Here is a 17,166-nt window from a genome sequence, read left to right as displayed (position 1 = left end):
AGTTCCTTATAGCCCGGCTTTCAAACTTGCTTCAATGAATTTGTCCAGATCACCATCCAGTACCGCTTGCGTATTGCGTGTTTCTACACCGGTACGCAAATCTTTGATACGGGAGTCATCCAGTACATAAGAACGGATCTGGCTACCCCAGCCGATATCGGACTTGTTATCTTCCAGCATCTGTTTATCAGCATTTTTCTTTTGCATCTCAAACTCATACAGCTTTGCTTTCAGCTGTTTCATGGCTTGATCTTTGTTCTTATGCTGAGAACGGTCATTCTGGCATTGAGTCACGATATTGGTTGGAATATGGGTAATACGTACCGCAGATTCTGTTTTGTTGACGTGCTGACCACCCGCACCAGATGCGCGGTAAACGTCAATACGCAAGTCCGCCGGGTTGATTTCGATATCAATATCGTCGTCAACTTCTGGATAGACAAAGGCAGAACTGAATGAAGTATGACGGCGACCACCAGAGTCAAACGGGCTTTTACGTACCAGGCGATGTACGCCAGTTTCAGTACGTAACCAACCAAACGCATAATCGCCGATGATCTTAATAGTGGCTGATTTTAAGCCTGCAACATCACCATCAGACTCTTCGATGATTTCAGTTTTGAAACCTTTGGCTTCAGCCCAACGCAGGTACATGCGCAGCAGCATGCTGGCCCAGTCCTGAGCTTCTGTACCACCGGAACCAGCTTGCAGATCCAGATAACAGTTGGCGCTATCATATTCACCAGAGAACATTCTGCGGAATTCGAGTTGACCTAGCTTGCCATCAAGGATATCTAACTCAGCAACCGCTTCGTTAAATGTCTCTTCGTCGTCAGCTTCAATAGCCAGCTCCAGCAAGCCAGTCACGTCATCCATACCTTGATCCAGTTGATCAATGGTGGAGACAATCTCTTCCAGCGAGGAACGTTCTTTCCCTAGAGCCTGAGCGCGCTCAGGTTCATTCCAGACGTCGGGCTGTTCCAGCTCAGCGTTTACTTCTTCTAGTCGTTCTTTCTTGGCATCATAGTCAAAGATACCCCCTGAGAACGGCTGTCCGATCAGACAGGTCCTGAATTCGGTTTTTTACCGGGTTTATTTCAAACATGGTTTAAAGTCTTACGTTAAGTCGTAGATGACGGAATGTCATTATACCCGTCATACTCCAAGCTGCATGTGTGTTGGCTGTCTTCGTTCACCCGAATCATTGACTGCCTATTGACCTTAAAATAAATAGACTCGTCGGGATTTACTCAATTGCCGCCTTCCTGCAACTTGAATTATTTAGGGCACAGAATTGGTAATTCTAACGGATCTATACGACGGTTTATAGCTTGTTGACTATATTTGTAGCTATCCCCTTCCTATTTGCTGCTGCAGCTGTGTTAGCGGCTCTCACTCACCCGAATCACTGACTAATGTCAGCTCATCGGGATTCATTTGTTAGCTGCCTTGCTGCAACACCAACTACTTTGGGTATAGAATAATATCGTGGTTTACTAATACGGCCACAGGTGTTGAATCAGCAACTGGACACTGCGGTTACCGCGATACTCATTAATATCAAGTTTATAAGCCAGCTTAACTTCACGCACACTGCTATCCGGCCATAAAGTCGTATCAATATTAAACGCGATACCATCCAATAAAGGCCCGCCATTCAAAGGCTCAATCATAAGTTTCAGGTGGCGTTCACCCACCAGCCGTTGTTGCAAGATACGGAATTTCCCGTCAAATGTGGGTTCAGGGAAGGATTGCCCCCACGGGCCGCCATCTCGCAGCAACTCTGCTGTTTCCAGTGATAATTCGTTGCCATTCAGTTCACCGTCTGACCAGATAACGCCCTCCAACTGCGAGGCGTCCATCCATTCACCGACTAAATCTGCAAAGCGCTGACGGAATTGATCGAATTTATCCTGTTCCAGCGATAACCCCGCCGCCATAGCATGACCGCCAAATTTCAGCATTAACCCTGGGTTTAAGGTATCCAGGCGCTCAAGAGCATCGCGCATATGCAGGCCTGCCACACTACGCCCCGAGCCTTTCAGTAAACCATCACCCGCTGGGGCAAAAGCAATAACCGGCCGATGAAAACGCTCTTTAATGCGTGAGGCCAGAATCCCGACCACCCCTTGGTGCCACTCTGGGTGAAACATCGCGATACCGTAAGGTAATTCAGTACTGGTGCGCTCTAACTGGTCACATAGTTGCAAGGCTTCAACCTGCATACCCTGCTCTATCTCACGGCGCGTTTGATTAAGCGCATCAAGATCGATTGCCAGTGCTCTGGCCTGAGCAATATCGTCACTGAGCAACAACGCCACCCCGATGGACATATCATCCAGACGCCCGGCGGCATTAAGCCGTGGGCCAAGGGAGAAACCCAGATCGTTGGCTGCCAATTGGCGCGCATCGCGATTGGCGACCTCCAGTAATGCACGAATACCTGGTCGGCATTTCCCGGCCCGAATACGGCTTAGCCCCTGATGCACCAAAATGCGGTTATTGGCATCCAATGGCACCACATCGGCAACCGTTCCCAGCGCCACCAAATCCAGTAACTCAGCCAGGTTAGGTATCGCTAAAGCTCGTTGTTCAAACCAGCCACTGTCTCTAAGACGTGCACGTAATGCCAACATCAGATAAAAGGTGACGCCCACTCCGGCCAAGGATTTGGAAAGGAAATTACATCCTGCCAAATTGGGATTGATGATAGCTTCTGCTGCTGGCAAGGTTTCACCCGGCAGGTGATGGTCGGTAACCAACACCTGGATACCCAGAGCATGAGCCAAATCCACTCCCGCATGAGAGGAAATACCGTTATCGACAGTAACGATCAGTTCTGCACCACGGGCAGCAACTTGCTCGACAACTTCGGGACTCAGCCCATAGCCATCTTCAAAACGATTTGGCACCAGATAATCAATATTACTGCCACCCATGCTACGCAGAGCGAGCACTGCCAACGCGGTACTGGTTGCGCCATCAGCATCAAAATCACCGACAATCACAATACGACGCCTGTCAGCCAATGCTTGTTGCAACAGAGTAACACCGGCTTCAATACCATCGAGTTGCTGCCAGGCAAGCAGGCCTTTTACACCGCGCTCCAGCTCCTCGGCACTTTTTACGCCACGGCTGGCATAAAGGCGGCGCAGCAATGGGTGTAACTGGGCGGGCAAATGGCTATCATCCACCGCCTCACGACGGCGAAGTTGAGTTTTCAATGTCACGGATGATTAACCCGCCGCTTTTGAGGAAGCCTGGTGCTTATTCAGCATCTGTAACATTTCTTTTGGCTCCAGATAACCTGGAACGATAGTGCCATTTTGCAACACGATGGCTGGAGTGCCCTGAATACCAAACTGCACACCTAACTTATAGTGCTCAGAAATATCGGTTTTACAGGTTGCAGGTGATATATCGACACCTTTCATCGCATCATCGAATGCTTTGTTGCGATCAGCCATACACCAGATTGAGCGCATGTCTTTTTCTGCCTGAGAGCTCAACCCCTGACGTGGGAAAGCCAGATAACGCACGGTAATTCCCAGCGCGTTATAATCACTCATTTGTTCGTGCAATTTATGACAATAGCCGCAGGTGATATCAGTAAACACAGTAACAACGTGTTTTTCTTGCGGTGCCTTATACACAATCATTTCTTTGCTCAATGCTTCCAACTTTTTCACCAGCATCTGGTTGGTCACATTCACCGGTTGGCTACCGCTCACATCGTACAACGGCCCTTGCAACAAGTGTTTACCATCGGCGGAAATATAAAGCACACCGCTGTCAGTCATCACGGTACTCAAGCCGGGGATAGGTGATGGTTGGATGTCAGCTTTCTGAATATCCAACTTTTTCAGTGTCTGTTGGATAGCGGCATCATCAGCATGAGCCAGCCCCGTGAATGCAGCGATAACCATCGGCAGCAGTAATAAACTTTTTTTCATTTATAAATCCTATCTTTTTCCACTCGGCATGGTTTTCATAAAAAACAATTATGCGCGCGGATGATGCTGTTGATGTAGCAACTTCAAACGCTCAGTCGCTACATGGGTATAAATCTGGGTCGTCGACAGATCACTGTGGCCCAGTAACATTTGTACCACACGCAGGTCCGCACCGTGATTTAACAGATGCGTGGCAAAAGCATGCCGCAATACGTGGGGCGAAAGCCGTTCACTATCAATACCGGCAAGGATCGCATAGTGTTTGATTCGATGCCAGAAAGTCTGTCTCGTCATTTGCTGGCTGCGGTTGCTCGGGAATAACACATCCAGCGACTGGCCGTTGATGAGCCACGGGCGGCCATGCTCCATGTAATTCTCAATCCAGTACACCGCCTCTTCACCCAATGGCACCAGGCGCTCTTTATTTCCTTTACCGATAACTCGCACTACTCCTTGGCGCAAACTCACATCGCTGATGGTCAACCCAACCAGCTCCGACACCCGCAGACCAGTGGCATAGAGGACTTCCAGCATCGCTTTGTCGCGCAATTCTAGCGGGATATCGACATTGGGGGAGTTAAGTAATGCGTCAACCTGCGCCTCGCTTAAATCTTTTGGTAAGCGCTGCGGTAATTTGGGTGATGACAGCAGCGCTGTCGGGTCATCTTCGCGTAATTTTTCGCGGTATAAATATTGGAACAATCGGCGCATCGCACTGAGCAGCCGGGCTGAACTGGTGGCTTTATAACCGCCCTCAATGCGCTCGGCAAGGAAAGACTGCAAGTCCTGCGAACCGGCGCGCAATAAATCACTGCCGTGATGCTCTAACCATCCGCTCAGCGCATGTAAATCCAAACGATATGATGCCAGTGTATTCTCTGCCAGATTCCGCTCCAGCCACAGGGCATCAAGAAACTGTTCAATCAGCGGGTTATTTTGCTGTTGCATGACTGTTTCTCTCTTTGATTGGATGGGCAGCCATTATGCCTGATGACAGGACAAATCTGGTACACTCGATGCTATTCCTTATTAGTAATGCTATGGCTATACATCATGAAGATTGGTCTCTTTTACGGCTCCAGCACCTGCTATACCGAAATGGTGGCAGAAAAAATACGCGACATCCTCGGCGAAGATCTGGTTGATTTACATAACTTAAAAGATGTCAGCCCTCGCCTGATGGAAGAATATTCCATTCTGATTCTGGGAATCCCTACCTGGGATTTCGGCGAATTACAGGAAGATTGGGAAGCCGTTTGGCCACAATTAACACAGCTTAATCTCAAGGGAAAGATTGTCGCTATGTATGGTATGGGCGATCAATTCGGTTATAGCGAATGGTTCCTTGATGCTCTTGGCATGCTGCATGACCATATTGCGCCGCTGGGGGTGAAATTTATTGGTTTTTGGCCAACAGATGGGTTTGAGTTTACCAGCCCGAAACCGCTCAGTGCTGACGGTAAACACTTTGTGGGGTTGGCGTTAGATGAGGTTAATCAATACGATTTGAGTGAAGAGCGCATCGAACAGTGGTGTGATCAAATTCTGCTTGAGATGGATGCCCTGCTTTAATCGAATAAACGGGCACCCACAGTGCCCGTTTGCTATACCCGTTAACTATACCCGTTTCTACTTATGCAATTTTATTTCCATAACCGGAAAGAGTCTTGGGCACCGCCTCCAGCTGTAGCAGCGTCGCTCGATATCTCTTCGGCTTTCCGTTCGCTATCCGTTGATTCTGCGCTTTTCTGCCCGGTCAAACGTTGTGGGGAAGCCACTTGATACCAGTCTAACCGCCGGGTCAGTAACATAACCGTCGCGAGAATAATAAACAGTAAACCCGCACCTAATAACAGAGCATTGTCTTCTGATTGCAATAGTCCAAACAACACGCCGTACAGCAGTAATAGTCCACTTGCAAATAATGCTCCACGCAACCACCCGCCTAGCACTGCACTTAAATAGATGGCAATCAACATACTGCAACTCAAACTGGCGATAATATAAGCCAGCGTGAACCCTAAATGTTCAGAGAACGCCAGTAACATAAGGTAGAACAAAACCAATGCTGCGCCCACCAGCAGATACTGAATAGGGTGTACACGCAATGACGTCAGGCTCTCGAACAGGAAGAAGCTGAAAAAGGTTAAGCCAATAAATAGAATGGCATATTTAATGGCTCGCTCGGTTAGCTGATAGTGGTCGACTGGCTCAATCAAGCTGGTAGTGAACGCAGGCAGTTGGTCAAAATCAAAACGCACATTATCACCGGCAAAGTTGATATTCATGCTATTCGCCAGCCAGTTACTGCTCCAATGTGCACGGAAGCCTTTTTCATCTACTTTGCGTTGTAATGGCAAAAACTCACCGACAAAATTAGGATGCGGCCAGTTGCTCTGTAACGTCAGTTCACTGCTGCGCCCGACGGGCACCACTGAAAGGCTGTTGGTGCCTGCCAGTGTCAGTTTAAAATTAACATCAAATTTGCCCTGGCGAACCTGCTCGATAGTCAGCGGTGCATGCACACCTTGCGCCGTGCGCCCCAGGAATGCCCCCGGTTCGAAATTAATTTTTGCATTGCCCAGACTTAACGGCGAAATCTGCTGAATCCCTCGCGAATCACTCAGTGCCAACACTAATGACGGCATGCCGATGGTGACACCTTCCCGATCTAAATCATCTAGCGAGGAAGATTCAAATTGACCGTGGAAATAGAGTTCCCCCTGATAGACCTGAGCCTGATAAATACCCAATTGGCGAACTTCAACATCCGGCGTACCAGTGACTGTCATTACCTCCGGCAATAAATAGCGATGGCGGCTCACCCGTTGCCCTTGCTTCTTACCATCGACTTCAGTTTCAATCCATTCGCTGTAAGGCACGACAATCAGCGGGCCAAGGATCTTTTGCGCGCGGCTGGTGCTGTCACTGACTTTGTCGACCACACTTTGGCGATAGCCACTGCGTTCATTGATAACATTCAGCAGCATTTCTTTCGGAATCATCATCAAAAGAATGAGTCCCAATAGCGCGGCTATTTTCCAAAACAGTACGGATTTGAACATGACGTGCTCTCCTTTAAGGTCAGGAGAGCAGCTTAAGCTCGTGAAGTGAAAGGAAAATGAGGTTATGTGAAGTGAAAGTGAAGTCAGCGACTCAAGTGATAGCTAGCGGTAAGGTCAAACGAGCGCACACCCCGTGCGGCTGGCGGTTTTCAAGGGAAACATTCCCTTGATGAATAGCGGCAACTTCGCGCACAAAATTCAGCCCCAATCCGGTACTTTTTGGGCTATTGGCCCGCGCTAGCGAATAAAAACGGTCAAAAATCTTCTCTTGGGCATAATCCGGAATGCCACTGCCGGTATCTTCAACGGTAATCAAATATTCATCCGTTTGCCGGGTGCCCCTTACTGTCACTTCGCCACCTGAGGGAGTGAAATCCAGTGCATTATCAATCAGATTGGTTAACGCCTGACTCAGCAATAACCCGTCACCGGTTAATGTCGCGCTATCAGCACAGATTAACCGCAAGTTAATACCTCGGCTGACTGCCTGAGCTTCTTTGGCTCCCATCGCTTGCTTGATGATACTGCTTATTTCTATTGGGGACAGTTGCACGTCAACCCGACTTTCTAGTCGTGCCTGTATCAGCATCTTATCCACCAATTGCTGGATACGCGCACTTTGCTGCTCAATATTCATCAGAAAACGCTGAGCCGTAGCCGGCGGTGGAGATTCGCGTAATAGCTCGGCCGCGCCAGTAATCGCTGCCAGCGGGCTTTTCAACTCATGAGTCAGCGTGTGGACATATTGCTCAATATAAGCTTTGCCATCTAATTTAAGCCGCATGCTTTCCAGCGCTCGCGCCAAATCATTCAGTTCGCTGCTGCCCATCACGGGTAGCGCAACATTCTGCCCCTCGGCAACCCGTTCTGCATAATCGACCAGCTTGCCAATAGCCCGGTTGATCCACCAGACAAACCCCAAGCCAATTAGCAGAGCAATCCCCAGTAATACGCCCCCCGCCAGCAAGATTTTACGCTCACTACGTTTGATTACCGGAGCCATAGAAATATTGGGTTTGCCCACACTGAGCACCCCAATAATCTTATTCTCGACCATAACCGGAGCGGCCACATACATCACCGAACTTTGTTCGTCGGCAGGATCGGTGCGAGTGCTGCGTGCGCCATAATGACCACGTAGTGTCAGCCAGACATCATTCCAACGCGAATAGTCTTGCCCGACGGCTTTACCGGATGAATCAAAGATCACCCGTCCCTCAGCGTCAGTCAGATAAACCCGGTATTCATTGCGATCCTTACGGATACCTTCAATATTTGCGCCGATTGGCCGCAGATTGAGTGAAGCAAAAGCTTGTGCCAACTGACCACCGGCGACTTTATTTTGCAACATATCCTGGCGGGCGAATTGCGCCAGCAAGGTGGCGGTATCGACCAATGTTCCTTCCGTCGCGCGCCGCACCCCGGGCTTAACTTCTTGCACGAAAATACGAATGACAAAATAACCGGCGATGGCGACTATCAGAAAATAGCCCAGCAACAAACGCACACCTATTTTCATCGGAAATGGCTCATGTTCGATACGTCAGGCTGTAACCCAGCCCACGATGGGTGCGGATTGGCGACTCTTCATCGTAAGTCATACGCAGCTTTGAGCGCAGAGTTTTGATATGGGTATCGACGGTGCGATCCTGGCTCTCTTCTGCTTGCGCCCAGACAATATCCATCAATTGCTGGCGTGAAAAGACACGATCAGGTGCCAGTAATAAGGTTTTCAGTAGCAGATATTCATAGCGGGTGAGCCATAAAACCTGTTGATGATAAGTGACTCTCGCCCCCGCTTCGTCCAGAGTGAAATTGCCGAACTGATGCAAGGTGGCAGAAGTAGCCAAGGATTGAGATTTTTGCAGCCGCCGTAACACGGTGCGGACTCTGGCGCTCACCTCACGCGGTGAGAATGGTTTAGCGATATAGTCGTCAGCGCCGATTTCCAAGCCGACAATCCGATCCAGCTCTTCGCTACGCGCGGTTAAAAAAACCACAGGAAGTTCCGGTACTTGGGCCAATATACGGCGGCACAGGTCAAAACCGTTAATATCAGGTAAGCCCACGTCAACTATTGCCAGTGCTGGCGGGCCATTGGCCAAAGCAGCTAGAGCGGGTTCCCCCCGGTCAAACCACCGGAGGGTAAAACCTTCACTTTCCAAGGTATAAATTAAGGTGTCAGCGATACTCGGCTCATCTTCCACCAGCCAGATTAAGGGCTTCATTAATTAATACCTTCATCGGAGCCAAATGAATGGCGCAACAGGAGACACAATTGCCGCCATTCCTCTTCAGACATGCTATCAGCCGCTAACCATAAACGCTTACGGGTTGAGCGACTACTTGTCCGTTGTAAACTCAATAATACGCCATAACGGGTGATCCACGGCTGCTTAATGACGACCCACTCATGCCGTTTCCATAGCACTATATTGCCGGGTTTCAGCCTGATCTCACCTTGGCAAGACGTAATATTTTTCTGGCTGCGGATACACTCAAACACCACTAACGTCAGTAACACCAACCACAGCGCGGTATAGCCCTGAGGCCAAGGCGCAACCAGCGTCAGTGTGACCAGGACGCCATGAGCTAATAGAGAGAAGAGTTGAGTGTGCCAGGATATCCGCAGGTCACATCGCCACTGGGCCACGGGCTTTATTTCGTGTTTGAATCAGTTTGACCATTTGACGCAGCTCACTATCCTGCGGTTCCCCGTGATTCATCAACCAGTTAAATAAATCTGGATCATCACACTCAAGCAAACGGATAAAAACCTGTTTCTCGTTATCGCTCAAGCCATCATATTCATGTTCAAAAAACGGCATGATAGAGATATCCAGTTCACGCATACCCCGACGGCACGCCCAGTGAATACGGGCTTTATTATCGATTTCCATGTCCTGATTGACTCCTCAAAAAAAGGATACTGATAGGCTAAGGACGGGATTATGCTGTTTTTTCAATCATATTCAGCACTCCGCCATAGAATCTGTGGCTATTGTACCTCAGATATCGTCGAATTCAGATATTGAATAATAATGGTCATTCCGTGGAATTACTGCTTGCAAAGCTACCCGGCTATTTTACCATTGGAGCATCGGTTCACTGTGCCGCGCTGATAGGTACCACTTATCCGCAGGTGCTATTTATTTTAGGTAAACCATGGCTAATAACACTCCATTTGCTGCACAACCACTGGTCGCCTCTTCTGAGCTGCCACTAACATTAATCTCTCTTGATGACTGGGCGCTGGTGACGTTAACGGGCGCAGACCGCGTAAAATATCTGCAAGGGCAAGTCACGGCAGATATTGATGCACTGCCCGCAGATCAGCATGTGCTGTGTGCCCACTGTGACGCCAAAGGGAAAATGTGGAGCAACCTGCGATTATTTTATCGTGGCGAAGGATTAGCCTTTATCGAACGCCGTAGTGTGCTTGATAACCAGTTGAGCGAGCTAAAGAAATATGCGGTGTTCTCCAAAGTGGTGATTACCGCACAACCTGATGCCGTTTTAATCGGCGTGACGGGCGCGCAGGCAAAAGCTGCGTTGGCGGAGGTTTTCGCCGAGTTACCTAATGTCGGGCACCCGGTAGTACAGCAAGGTGATAGCACACTGTTGCATTTCTCTCTGCCTGCCGAGCGCTTCCTGCTGGTGACCGATACCGAGCAAGCGCAACAGTTAGTGGAAAAACTGGCTGATCGCGCGCAGTTTAATAACAGCAAACAGTGGCTGGCGCTGGATATCGAAGCAGGTTTTCCTATCATTGATACCGATAGCAGCGCGCAATTTATTCCGCAAGCAACAAACATTCAGGCGTTGAATGGCATCAGTTTCAGCAAGGGGTGTTATACCGGGCAGGAAATGGTCGCCAGAGCAAAATACCGTGGTGCCAACAAGCGCGCACTCTACTGGTTGGCAGGTCACGCCAACCGAGTGCCAGCAGCCGGCGAAGATTTAGAGTGGCAATTAGGTGAAAACTGGCGTCGTACCGGTAGCGTATTGGCAGCCGTTGCGCTCAATGATGGCACGGTGTGGGTTCAAGCGGTGATGAATAATGACTTGGCGGCAGACAGTGTGCTGCGCGTACGTGATGATGAGCAAAGTGTGCTTACGATTCAACCGCTGCCCTATTCATTGGCCGAAGATAAGTAATACACGCTGAGGCCGGTTATCCGGCCTCCTAATCAGACATACAAATAGATCGCCATAAAGTGGCAAACACTGCCACCCAACACAAAGCCGTGCCAAATGGCGTGGCCGAAGCGAATGCGCTTAGAGGCATAGAAAATCACGCCCAACGTGTATAACAAGCCGCCAATCGCCAATAATGCTAACCCGCCAATCTCAAGCTTCACCGCCAGTTGATAAATCACAATCAATGAGAGCCAGCCCATCGTCAGGTAAGTCACCAACGACAACACTTCAAAGCGATGTGCAAAGGCTAATTTGAAAATGACGCCCACCAGTGCCAACCCCCATATCACCGCCATCAAGCCACGGGCTAACGGGGAGTCCAACCCCACCAATAGAAATGGTGTATATGTCCCAGCGATTAAGATGTAAATGGCACAATGGTCAAACTTCTGTAGCCAGAGTTTCGCCTTGCGATGTGGGATGGCGTGATACAACGTCGAGGCTAAAAACAGCAGAATAATACTGCCGCCATACAAACTATAACTGGTTAACGCCTTGGTATCGGCTCCATTATCTAACGCCTGCACCAATAGCAAAACCAAACCAATAATGCCAAACACCACGCCAATACCATGACTGATGCTATTGGCTATTTCTTCTGCCCACGGATAAGACGGTGTTGTCGCTACTGTGGGAGTGACCGAGGTCGTAGGTACAGCTGATTTATTCTTCAATACTAATTATCCTGAAAATGAATCGTTATCTCATCCGATGAGCGCAATAGTTATTCTAAAATTGTACAAAAAGAGTGCGCACAGATTAACTGAGAATAATTCCAGTGTACACGTGTACGCTTAAATATTCTGTCAGTACATGTAACCCGCCGTGTCTGTGGCTCAAATTAGGGTGACAAATCCACTGGGAGCAGCAACACTGCTGCTATGCCAAACGAAGGGTAATAGAGGGTTATTATGTCATTAGCAGTCTTAGATTTTGGCCCACTGACAGAGACTATTCAGTTTCTGATGGAAATCGATAAGCTAAAAGATATTCAGCGGCGCACCAAAGTAATTGCCAGCTTACGTCAGGAAAATTCAGCCGAGCACAGTTGGCATTTTGCCGTAGCGGCAATGAGTCTGGCTCCCTATGCTGGCCCAGACGTCGATATCAATCGCGTGATAAAAATGGCGCTGCTGCACGATATTGTCGAAATCGATGCCGGTGATGTCATTGTTTATGATTTGGCGGCCAGAGCCGCTATTCATGAGCAAGAGGTCGCTGCCGCCAGGCGCTTATTTGGCCTACTGCCACCCGCATTAGGCGCACAATTTACTGCGCTGTGGAATGAGTATGAAGCGGAAGAAACTGCCGAGGCGCGTTTTGCGACGGTGCTGGATCGCATCCTGCCCATGCTGATTAACCTGCATACCGAGGGACAAAGTTGGATAGAAAATGGTATTCAGCTACAACAGGTACTGGAGCGTAACCAATTGGTTGCCGAATGCTATCCTGAGATTTGGCAGCATTTGCTGCCACAGTTGCAGGCGGCACAGCAAAAAGGTTGGCTGAAGTAACTGAATACTCGCTTATTTCCCGCCGGCTAAATCCAATACACTGCCAGTGACATAAGAGGCATGGTCTGACAGCAACCAGACGATTGCCTCTGCCACTTCTTGTGGATGCCCGCCGCGTTTCATTGGCAGTAAGCTTTTTACCCGATCAACTCGCCCCGGCTCACCGCCGCTGGCATGTATATCGGTATAGATTAAACCCGGACGAACGCCATTCACTCGGATGCCCTCTGCCGCCACTTCCAATGATAAACCGGTGGTGAGTGTATCAATTGCCCCTTTGGAGGCGGCATAATCGAGATATTCACCGGGAGCGCCTAGACGGGCTGCGGCAGAAGAGACATTAACAATCGCACCGCCATTACCACCGTGGCGCAATGCCATGCGCTTGACAGCTTCGCGGCTACATAAAAAGTAACCCGTCACATTGGTGCTCAATACCCGATTAATGCGTTCAGCAGTTAACCCTTCGATACCCGATTGGGTAAACAAAATGCCGGCATTATTGACCAGTGCAGTGATCGGTCCGAGCTGGGCTTCAAGTTTTTCAAATAGTGCAACTACTTGTAGCTCATCAGCAATATCGGCTTGTAACGCCACCGCTAACCCACCGTCAGCAGCGATTTCTGCAACCACCTGTCGGGCAGCTTGTTCATCATTGATATAATTTACCGCAACCCGATAACCGTGCTTTGCTAATAGCAATGCCGTGGCACGGCCAATGCCACGACTGCCCCCTGTCACTAACGCGACTTTTTTATGCATCCCTCGGCCCCCTGCTCAACCATGAATTTTTTGCCAAATTAACACCCCAACCAGCACCGAATTATTCATTTGTAGCGGCGGTGTACGCAGTGTCAAACGGTCTTCCTCAAATTGATAATAGCGAACCTGCTGACTTCCTACCCAATTGGGAAATAAACTGCCTTCAACAATATGTGTGACGGTCGCAAGCTGTTCATCAATTTCATATCGGCCAAAATAGGTCAATGCACTGAGAAAGGCATTTTTTATTTCAGTATCACTGCCTTGCAACCAATCTTCAGAGGCAAACTTTGTTCTGCCGCTACTGTACAGTTGGGCAGCCATTGTGCCTTGTTTTTCATAATTAATCCGACCAGACATCCCCTGCCCCATCGGATAATGAATGCTGTTATCGGGTAAAACAAAGTGCTGCGATACCAGTGACCAACTACCGATAAATTGAGTACTTACCATAAATAACCACGCTCACTATTTGTATAACGAAAAATAAGCGTAGTCATTGATAAGAGTAGATACCAATTATCGCCATGATATAAACAGCAAAAGGGCCGCTTGCGCGACCCTCAGACTGCTGACAAACCCGATAACTCGATCTTGCAAGGTGAGGACAGGTAGAAGAGTAAAACGTCCGCGCCAGGGATGGCGCGGCTCGAGCCCCCAGGGATGGGTTTACGGCGTCTTTACGATCTGCCTGTTTTCACCACTACAGGCACTTTGTCATTAACTTCAGGGCCGCTTGCGGGCCCCTTTGTCATTTACTGCAAGAATTATTCGTAGTCGCTTATTGGTACGCATGAGCAGAACAAATTACGGTCACCGTACACATCATCCAGACGTTTCACGCTCGGCCAGTATTTATTCTCCATCACACCTGCCACCGGGAATACCGCCAGCTCACGGCTGTACGGATGCTGCCACTCACCGACCAGCTCAGCTTGAGTATGCGGCGCATTCACCAACGGGTTGTCTTCCAGTGGCCATTCACCACGAGCCACTTTCTCGATTTCCGCGCGAATAGCCAGCATGGCGTCGATAAAGCGGTCTAACTCAACTTTACTTTCTGATTCAGTCGGTTCTACCATCAGCGTGCCCGCCACCGGGAAGGACATGGTTGGCGCATGGAAGCCGAAGTCGATTAAGCGCTTGGCGATATCCATCTCGCTGATACCTGTTGCTTCTTTCAGTGGGCGAATATCTAAAATACATTCGTGCGCCACACGGCCATCATGGCCGGTATACAGCACCGGATAGGCCTCTTTCAGGCGAGTTGCAATGTAGTTGGCATTCAGAATCGCGACCTGACTGGCTTGTTTCAGCCCATCAGCCCCCATCATACGGATGTACATCCAGCTGATAGGCAAGATTGACGCGCTACCAAATGGGGCCGCCGAAACCGCGCCCTGTTGGGTCGTCATACCATCAATTTGCACCACACTGTGGCCCGGAACAAACGGTGCTAAATGTGCTTTAACACCAATCGGCCCCATACCTGGGCCACCACCGCCGTGTGGAATACAGAAGGTTTTATGTAAGTTCAGGTGAGAAACATCCGCGCCAATATAGCCCGGTGTGGTTATTCCAACCTGCGCATTCATGTTTGCGCCATCGAGGTAAACCTGACCACCAAACTGATGCACAATCTGACAAACTTCACGGATGGTTTCTTCGTACACGCCGTGAGTCGACGGGTAAGTCACCATAATACAAGAGAGTTCATCACCAGCTTCACCCGCCTTCTGGCGCAAGTCGTGCAAATCGATATTCCCTTGCTTATCACAAGCCACCACCACTACTGACATACCGGCCATTTGTGCCGATGCCGGGTTGGTGCCGTGAGCCGAGCTTGGGATCAAACAGATATGGCGGCTCGCCTGATTGCGGCTTTCATGGTAACGGCGAATCGCCAGTAACCCTGCATATTCGCCTTGCGCGCCAGAGTTTGGCTGCATACAAACCGCATCATAACCGGTCAATTGCACCAACCATTGTGACAGTTGACCAATCATTTGCTGATAACCGGCAGCTTGTTCCGGCGGGCAGAAGGGGTGCAATTCAGCGAACTCCGGCCAGGTTATCGGGATCATCTCGGCAGCGGCATTCAGCTTCATGGTACAAGAACCCAGCGGGATCATCGCCTGATTCAGTGCCAAATCTTTGCGTTCCAAACGATGCATATAACGCATCATTTCGGTTTCGCTGTGGTAACGATTAAATACCGGGTGAGTCAGAATGGGGTCCTGGCGCAACATGCCCGTTTGAATCGACTGGCTATTCTGGCTGACTTTGGCATCAAGCTGGTCAATATCGAGACCGTGGTTATCACCGACTAACAAGGTGAAGAGAATTTGAAGATCTTCACGCGAGGTAGTTTCATCCAGCGTGATACCTACTGCGCCATGAATATCAGTTCGCAGATTAATACCAAAACTCAATGCGCGGGCCAATACAGCAGCTTTGTCTTTCACTTCGACAGTCAATGTATCGAACCAATGTGCGAAACGCAGTGTCAGACCAGCTTGTTGCAAGCCCGCAGCCAGAATATCAGTCATGCGGTGAATGCGGCCAGCGATACGCTGCAAGCCTTGTGGGCCATGATAAACCGCATATAAGCTGGCGATATTGGCCAGTAAAACCTGAGAAGTACAGATATTGGAGTTGGCTTTCTCGCGGCGGATATGTTGCTCGCGAGTTTGCATCGCCATACGCAATGCGGTGTTACCAGCAGCATCGCGAGAAACCCCGATAATCCGACCCGGCATTGAGCGTTTAAACTCGTCGCGGCAAGCAAAGAATGCCGCATGTGGGCCACCGTAACCCATGGCTACCCCAAAACGCTGAGCAGAGCCAAATACCACATCAGCACCCTGCTTACCCGGTGCGGTTAGCAGTACTAACGCCATAATATCAGCGGCAACGCTGGTAATGATTTTGCGTTTTTTCAGCTCAGACAGCAGTGCTGAGTAGTCATGCAGTTCGCCCGTGGTGCCGACTTGTTGCAGCAACACACCGAACACGCCTTCTAACTCCAGCACTTTTTCTGCACGGTCAACAATCACTTCAAAACCAAAGGTTTCTGCGCGGGTCAGAACGACATCCAGCGTTTGTGGATGGACATCATCGGCGACAAAGAAACGATTGGCGTCTTTGAGTTTACTGGCACGTTTCGCCAACGCCATGGATTCTGCGGCTGCGGTGGCTTCATCCAATAAAGAAGCAGAAGCCAGATCCAGGCCAGTCAAGTCTTGGGTCAATTGCTGGAAATTCAGTAATGCCTCAAGGCGACCCTGTGAAACTTCTGGCTGATACGGAGTATAAGCCGTGTACCAACCGGGGTTTTCCAGCATATTACGTAGAATAACCGGCGGCGTCAGAACCGGGCTGTAGCCCATGCCGATATAGGATTTATAGCGCTGATTCTGGCTGGCGATCCCTTTAAGTTCTGCCAACGCCTGATGTTCTGTGGCGGCTTCCCCCACCGGAGGCGGGCTTGGCAATTGGATATCTGCCGGAACAATCTGCTGGATCAATGTACTTAACGAGTTGGCGCCAACAGCGGCCAACATCTGTTGCTGTTGTTCAGCAGAGGAGCCGATATGGCGCTGAATAAAAGCATCGTTATGTTCAAGCTGGCTGAGATTCTGAGTCATGTGCTACAAATTCCTGAATAGGGCA

Annotated in this window: 16 protein-coding genes; 3 read left to right on the top strand and 13 right to left on the bottom strand. The window is 49.5% G+C overall.

Annotated elements, in window-relative coordinates; translation table 11 throughout:
- Positions 1-6: 6 nt before the first annotated feature.
- The 4 genes from prfB to xerD all read right to left on the bottom strand — a co-directional run bounded on the left by prfB (position 7) and on the right by xerD (position 4,901).
- A protein-coding gene (prfB, locus tag QSV56_RS17325; protein WP_098057343.1) for a peptide chain release factor 2 occupies positions 7-1,105 on the bottom strand; the annotation gives its coding sequence in 2 pieces (ribosomal slippage) (positions 7-1,029 and positions 1,031-1,105; 1,098 coding nt in all).
- 391 nt (positions 1,106-1,496) lie between these two features.
- Entirely contained in the window at positions 1,497-3,230 is a 1,734-nt protein-coding gene (recJ, locus tag QSV56_RS17320; protein WP_046050302.1) for a single-stranded-DNA-specific exonuclease RecJ, read from the bottom strand.
- Positions 3,231-3,236: 6 nt separating this feature from the next.
- On the bottom strand, positions 3,237-3,953 hold the full coding sequence (gene dsbC, locus QSV56_RS17315) for a bifunctional protein-disulfide isomerase/oxidoreductase DsbC (protein ID WP_019078982.1): 717 nt from the start codon (positions 3,951-3,953) through the stop codon (positions 3,237-3,239).
- A gap of 48 nt (positions 3,954-4,001) precedes the next feature.
- Positions 4,002-4,901, bottom strand: a complete 900-nt coding sequence (gene xerD / locus QSV56_RS17310; protein WP_019078983.1) for a site-specific tyrosine recombinase XerD — start codon at positions 4,899-4,901, stop codon at positions 4,002-4,004.
- A gap of 105 nt (positions 4,902-5,006) precedes the next feature.
- Between xerD and fldB the strand changes: the two genes are divergently transcribed.
- Positions 5,007-5,525: a flavodoxin FldB gene (fldB, locus tag QSV56_RS17305; protein ID WP_019078984.1), complete on the top strand. Its 519-nt coding sequence runs from the start codon at positions 5,007-5,009 to the stop codon at positions 5,523-5,525.
- Positions 5,526-5,596: 71 nt separating this feature from the next.
- On the opposite strand, the gene creD is transcribed toward fldB, so the two are convergent.
- The 5 genes from creD to sdhE form a co-directional block, all read right to left on the bottom strand.
- Positions 5,597-7,018, bottom strand: a complete 1,422-nt coding sequence (gene creD / locus QSV56_RS17300; protein ID WP_301213000.1) for a cell envelope integrity protein CreD — start codon at positions 7,016-7,018, stop codon at positions 5,597-5,599.
- A gap of 91 nt (positions 7,019-7,109) precedes the next feature.
- Positions 7,110-8,537 (bottom strand): two-component system sensor histidine kinase CreC, encoded by a 1,428-nt coding sequence (creC, locus tag QSV56_RS17295; protein WP_263700325.1) that lies wholly within the window; start codon positions 8,535-8,537, stop codon positions 7,110-7,112.
- Positions 8,538-8,547: 10 nt separating this feature from the next.
- Positions 8,548-9,246 (bottom strand): two-component system response regulator CreB, encoded by a 699-nt coding sequence (creB, locus tag QSV56_RS17290; RefSeq protein WP_011817024.1) that lies wholly within the window; start codon positions 9,244-9,246, stop codon positions 8,548-8,550.
- On the bottom strand, positions 9,246-9,671 hold the full coding sequence (locus QSV56_RS17285; RefSeq protein ID WP_019078987.1) for a protein YgfX: 426 nt from the start codon (positions 9,669-9,671) through the stop codon (positions 9,246-9,248). The genes creB and QSV56_RS17285 overlap by 1 nt, the downstream gene beginning before the upstream one ends.
- Positions 9,652-9,918, bottom strand: a complete 267-nt coding sequence (sdhE, locus tag QSV56_RS17280; RefSeq protein ID WP_004390965.1) for an FAD assembly factor SdhE — start codon at positions 9,916-9,918, stop codon at positions 9,652-9,654. Before sdhE ends, QSV56_RS17285 begins: the two co-directional genes overlap by 20 nt.
- A gap of 265 nt (positions 9,919-10,183) precedes the next feature.
- On the opposite strand from sdhE, the gene ygfZ reads away from it, so the two are divergent.
- Complete coding sequence (gene ygfZ / locus QSV56_RS17275) at positions 10,184-11,176, top strand: tRNA-modifying protein YgfZ (protein ID WP_046694579.1); 993 nt, start codon at positions 10,184-10,186, stop codon at positions 11,174-11,176.
- A 32-nt stretch (positions 11,177-11,208) separates the two neighbouring features.
- Here the strand turns inward: ygfZ and QSV56_RS17270 are convergent, their stop codons facing one another.
- Positions 11,209-11,892: a hemolysin III family protein gene (locus QSV56_RS17270; RefSeq protein ID WP_019082407.1), complete on the bottom strand. Its 684-nt coding sequence runs from the start codon at positions 11,890-11,892 to the stop codon at positions 11,209-11,211.
- Positions 11,893-12,129: 237 nt separating this feature from the next.
- Between QSV56_RS17270 and QSV56_RS17265 the strand changes: the two genes are divergently transcribed.
- Positions 12,130-12,732 (top strand): HD family hydrolase, encoded by a 603-nt coding sequence (locus tag QSV56_RS17265; protein WP_011817027.1) that lies wholly within the window; start codon positions 12,130-12,132, stop codon positions 12,730-12,732.
- A 12-nt stretch (positions 12,733-12,744) separates the two neighbouring features.
- Here the strand turns inward: QSV56_RS17265 and QSV56_RS17260 are convergent, their stop codons facing one another.
- From QSV56_RS17260 to gcvP, 3 genes are all read right to left on the bottom strand, one after another.
- Entirely contained in the window at positions 12,745-13,494 is a 750-nt protein-coding gene (locus tag QSV56_RS17260) for an SDR family oxidoreductase (protein ID WP_019078990.1), read from the bottom strand.
- Between the two features lie 15 nt (positions 13,495-13,509).
- Entirely contained in the window at positions 13,510-13,947 is a 438-nt protein-coding gene (locus QSV56_RS17255) for a lipocalin-like domain-containing protein (RefSeq protein WP_019082405.1), read from the bottom strand.
- Between the two features lie 314 nt (positions 13,948-14,261).
- Positions 14,262-17,141, bottom strand: a complete 2,880-nt coding sequence (gcvP, locus tag QSV56_RS17250) for an aminomethyl-transferring glycine dehydrogenase (protein WP_061111342.1) — start codon at positions 17,139-17,141, stop codon at positions 14,262-14,264.
- Positions 17,142-17,166 lie beyond the last annotated feature (25 nt).

The organism is Yersinia sp. 22-579, from assembly GCF_030433455.1.
Classification (GTDB): domain Bacteria; phylum Pseudomonadota; class Gammaproteobacteria; order Enterobacterales; family Enterobacteriaceae; genus Yersinia; species Yersinia enterocolitica.
Note: the sequence above shows the minus strand (reverse complement) of the source record. Positions and strands in the feature narration are given on the sequence as shown.

Coding starts and splice junctions, on each gene's coding strand:
- dsbC (WP_019078982.1), bottom strand. CDS start 3,953: ATGAAAAAAAGTTTATTACTGCTGCCGATGGTTATCGCTGCATTCACG.
- xerD (WP_019078983.1), bottom strand. CDS start 4,901: ATGCAACAGCAAAATAACCCGCTGATTGAACAGTTTCTTGATGCCCTG.
- fldB (WP_019078984.1), top strand. CDS start 5,007: ATGAAGATTGGTCTCTTTTACGGCTCCAGCACCTGCTATACCGAAATG.
- creD (WP_301213000.1), bottom strand. CDS start 7,018: ATGTTCAAATCCGTACTGTTTTGGAAAATAGCCGCGCTATTGGGACTC.
- creC (WP_263700325.1), bottom strand. CDS start 8,537: ATGAAAATAGGTGTGCGTTTGTTGCTGGGCTATTTTCTGATAGTCGCC.
- creB (WP_011817024.1), bottom strand. CDS start 9,246: ATGAAGCCCTTAATCTGGCTGGTGGAAGATGAGCCGAGTATCGCTGAC.
- sdhE (WP_004390965.1), bottom strand. CDS start 9,918: ATGGAAATCGATAATAAAGCCCGTATTCACTGGGCGTGCCGTCGGGGT.
- ygfZ (WP_046694579.1), top strand. CDS start 10,184: ATGGCTAATAACACTCCATTTGCTGCACAACCACTGGTCGCCTCTTCT.
- QSV56_RS17265 (WP_011817027.1), top strand. CDS start 12,130: ATGTCATTAGCAGTCTTAGATTTTGGCCCACTGACAGAGACTATTCAG.
- QSV56_RS17260 (WP_019078990.1), bottom strand. CDS start 13,494: ATGCATAAAAAAGTCGCGTTAGTGACAGGGGGCAGTCGTGGCATTGGC.
- QSV56_RS17255 (WP_019082405.1), bottom strand. CDS start 13,947: ATGGTAAGTACTCAATTTATCGGTAGTTGGTCACTGGTATCGCAGCAC.
- gcvP (WP_061111342.1), bottom strand. CDS start 17,141: ATGACTCAGAATCTCAGCCAGCTTGAACATAACGATGCTTTTATTCAG.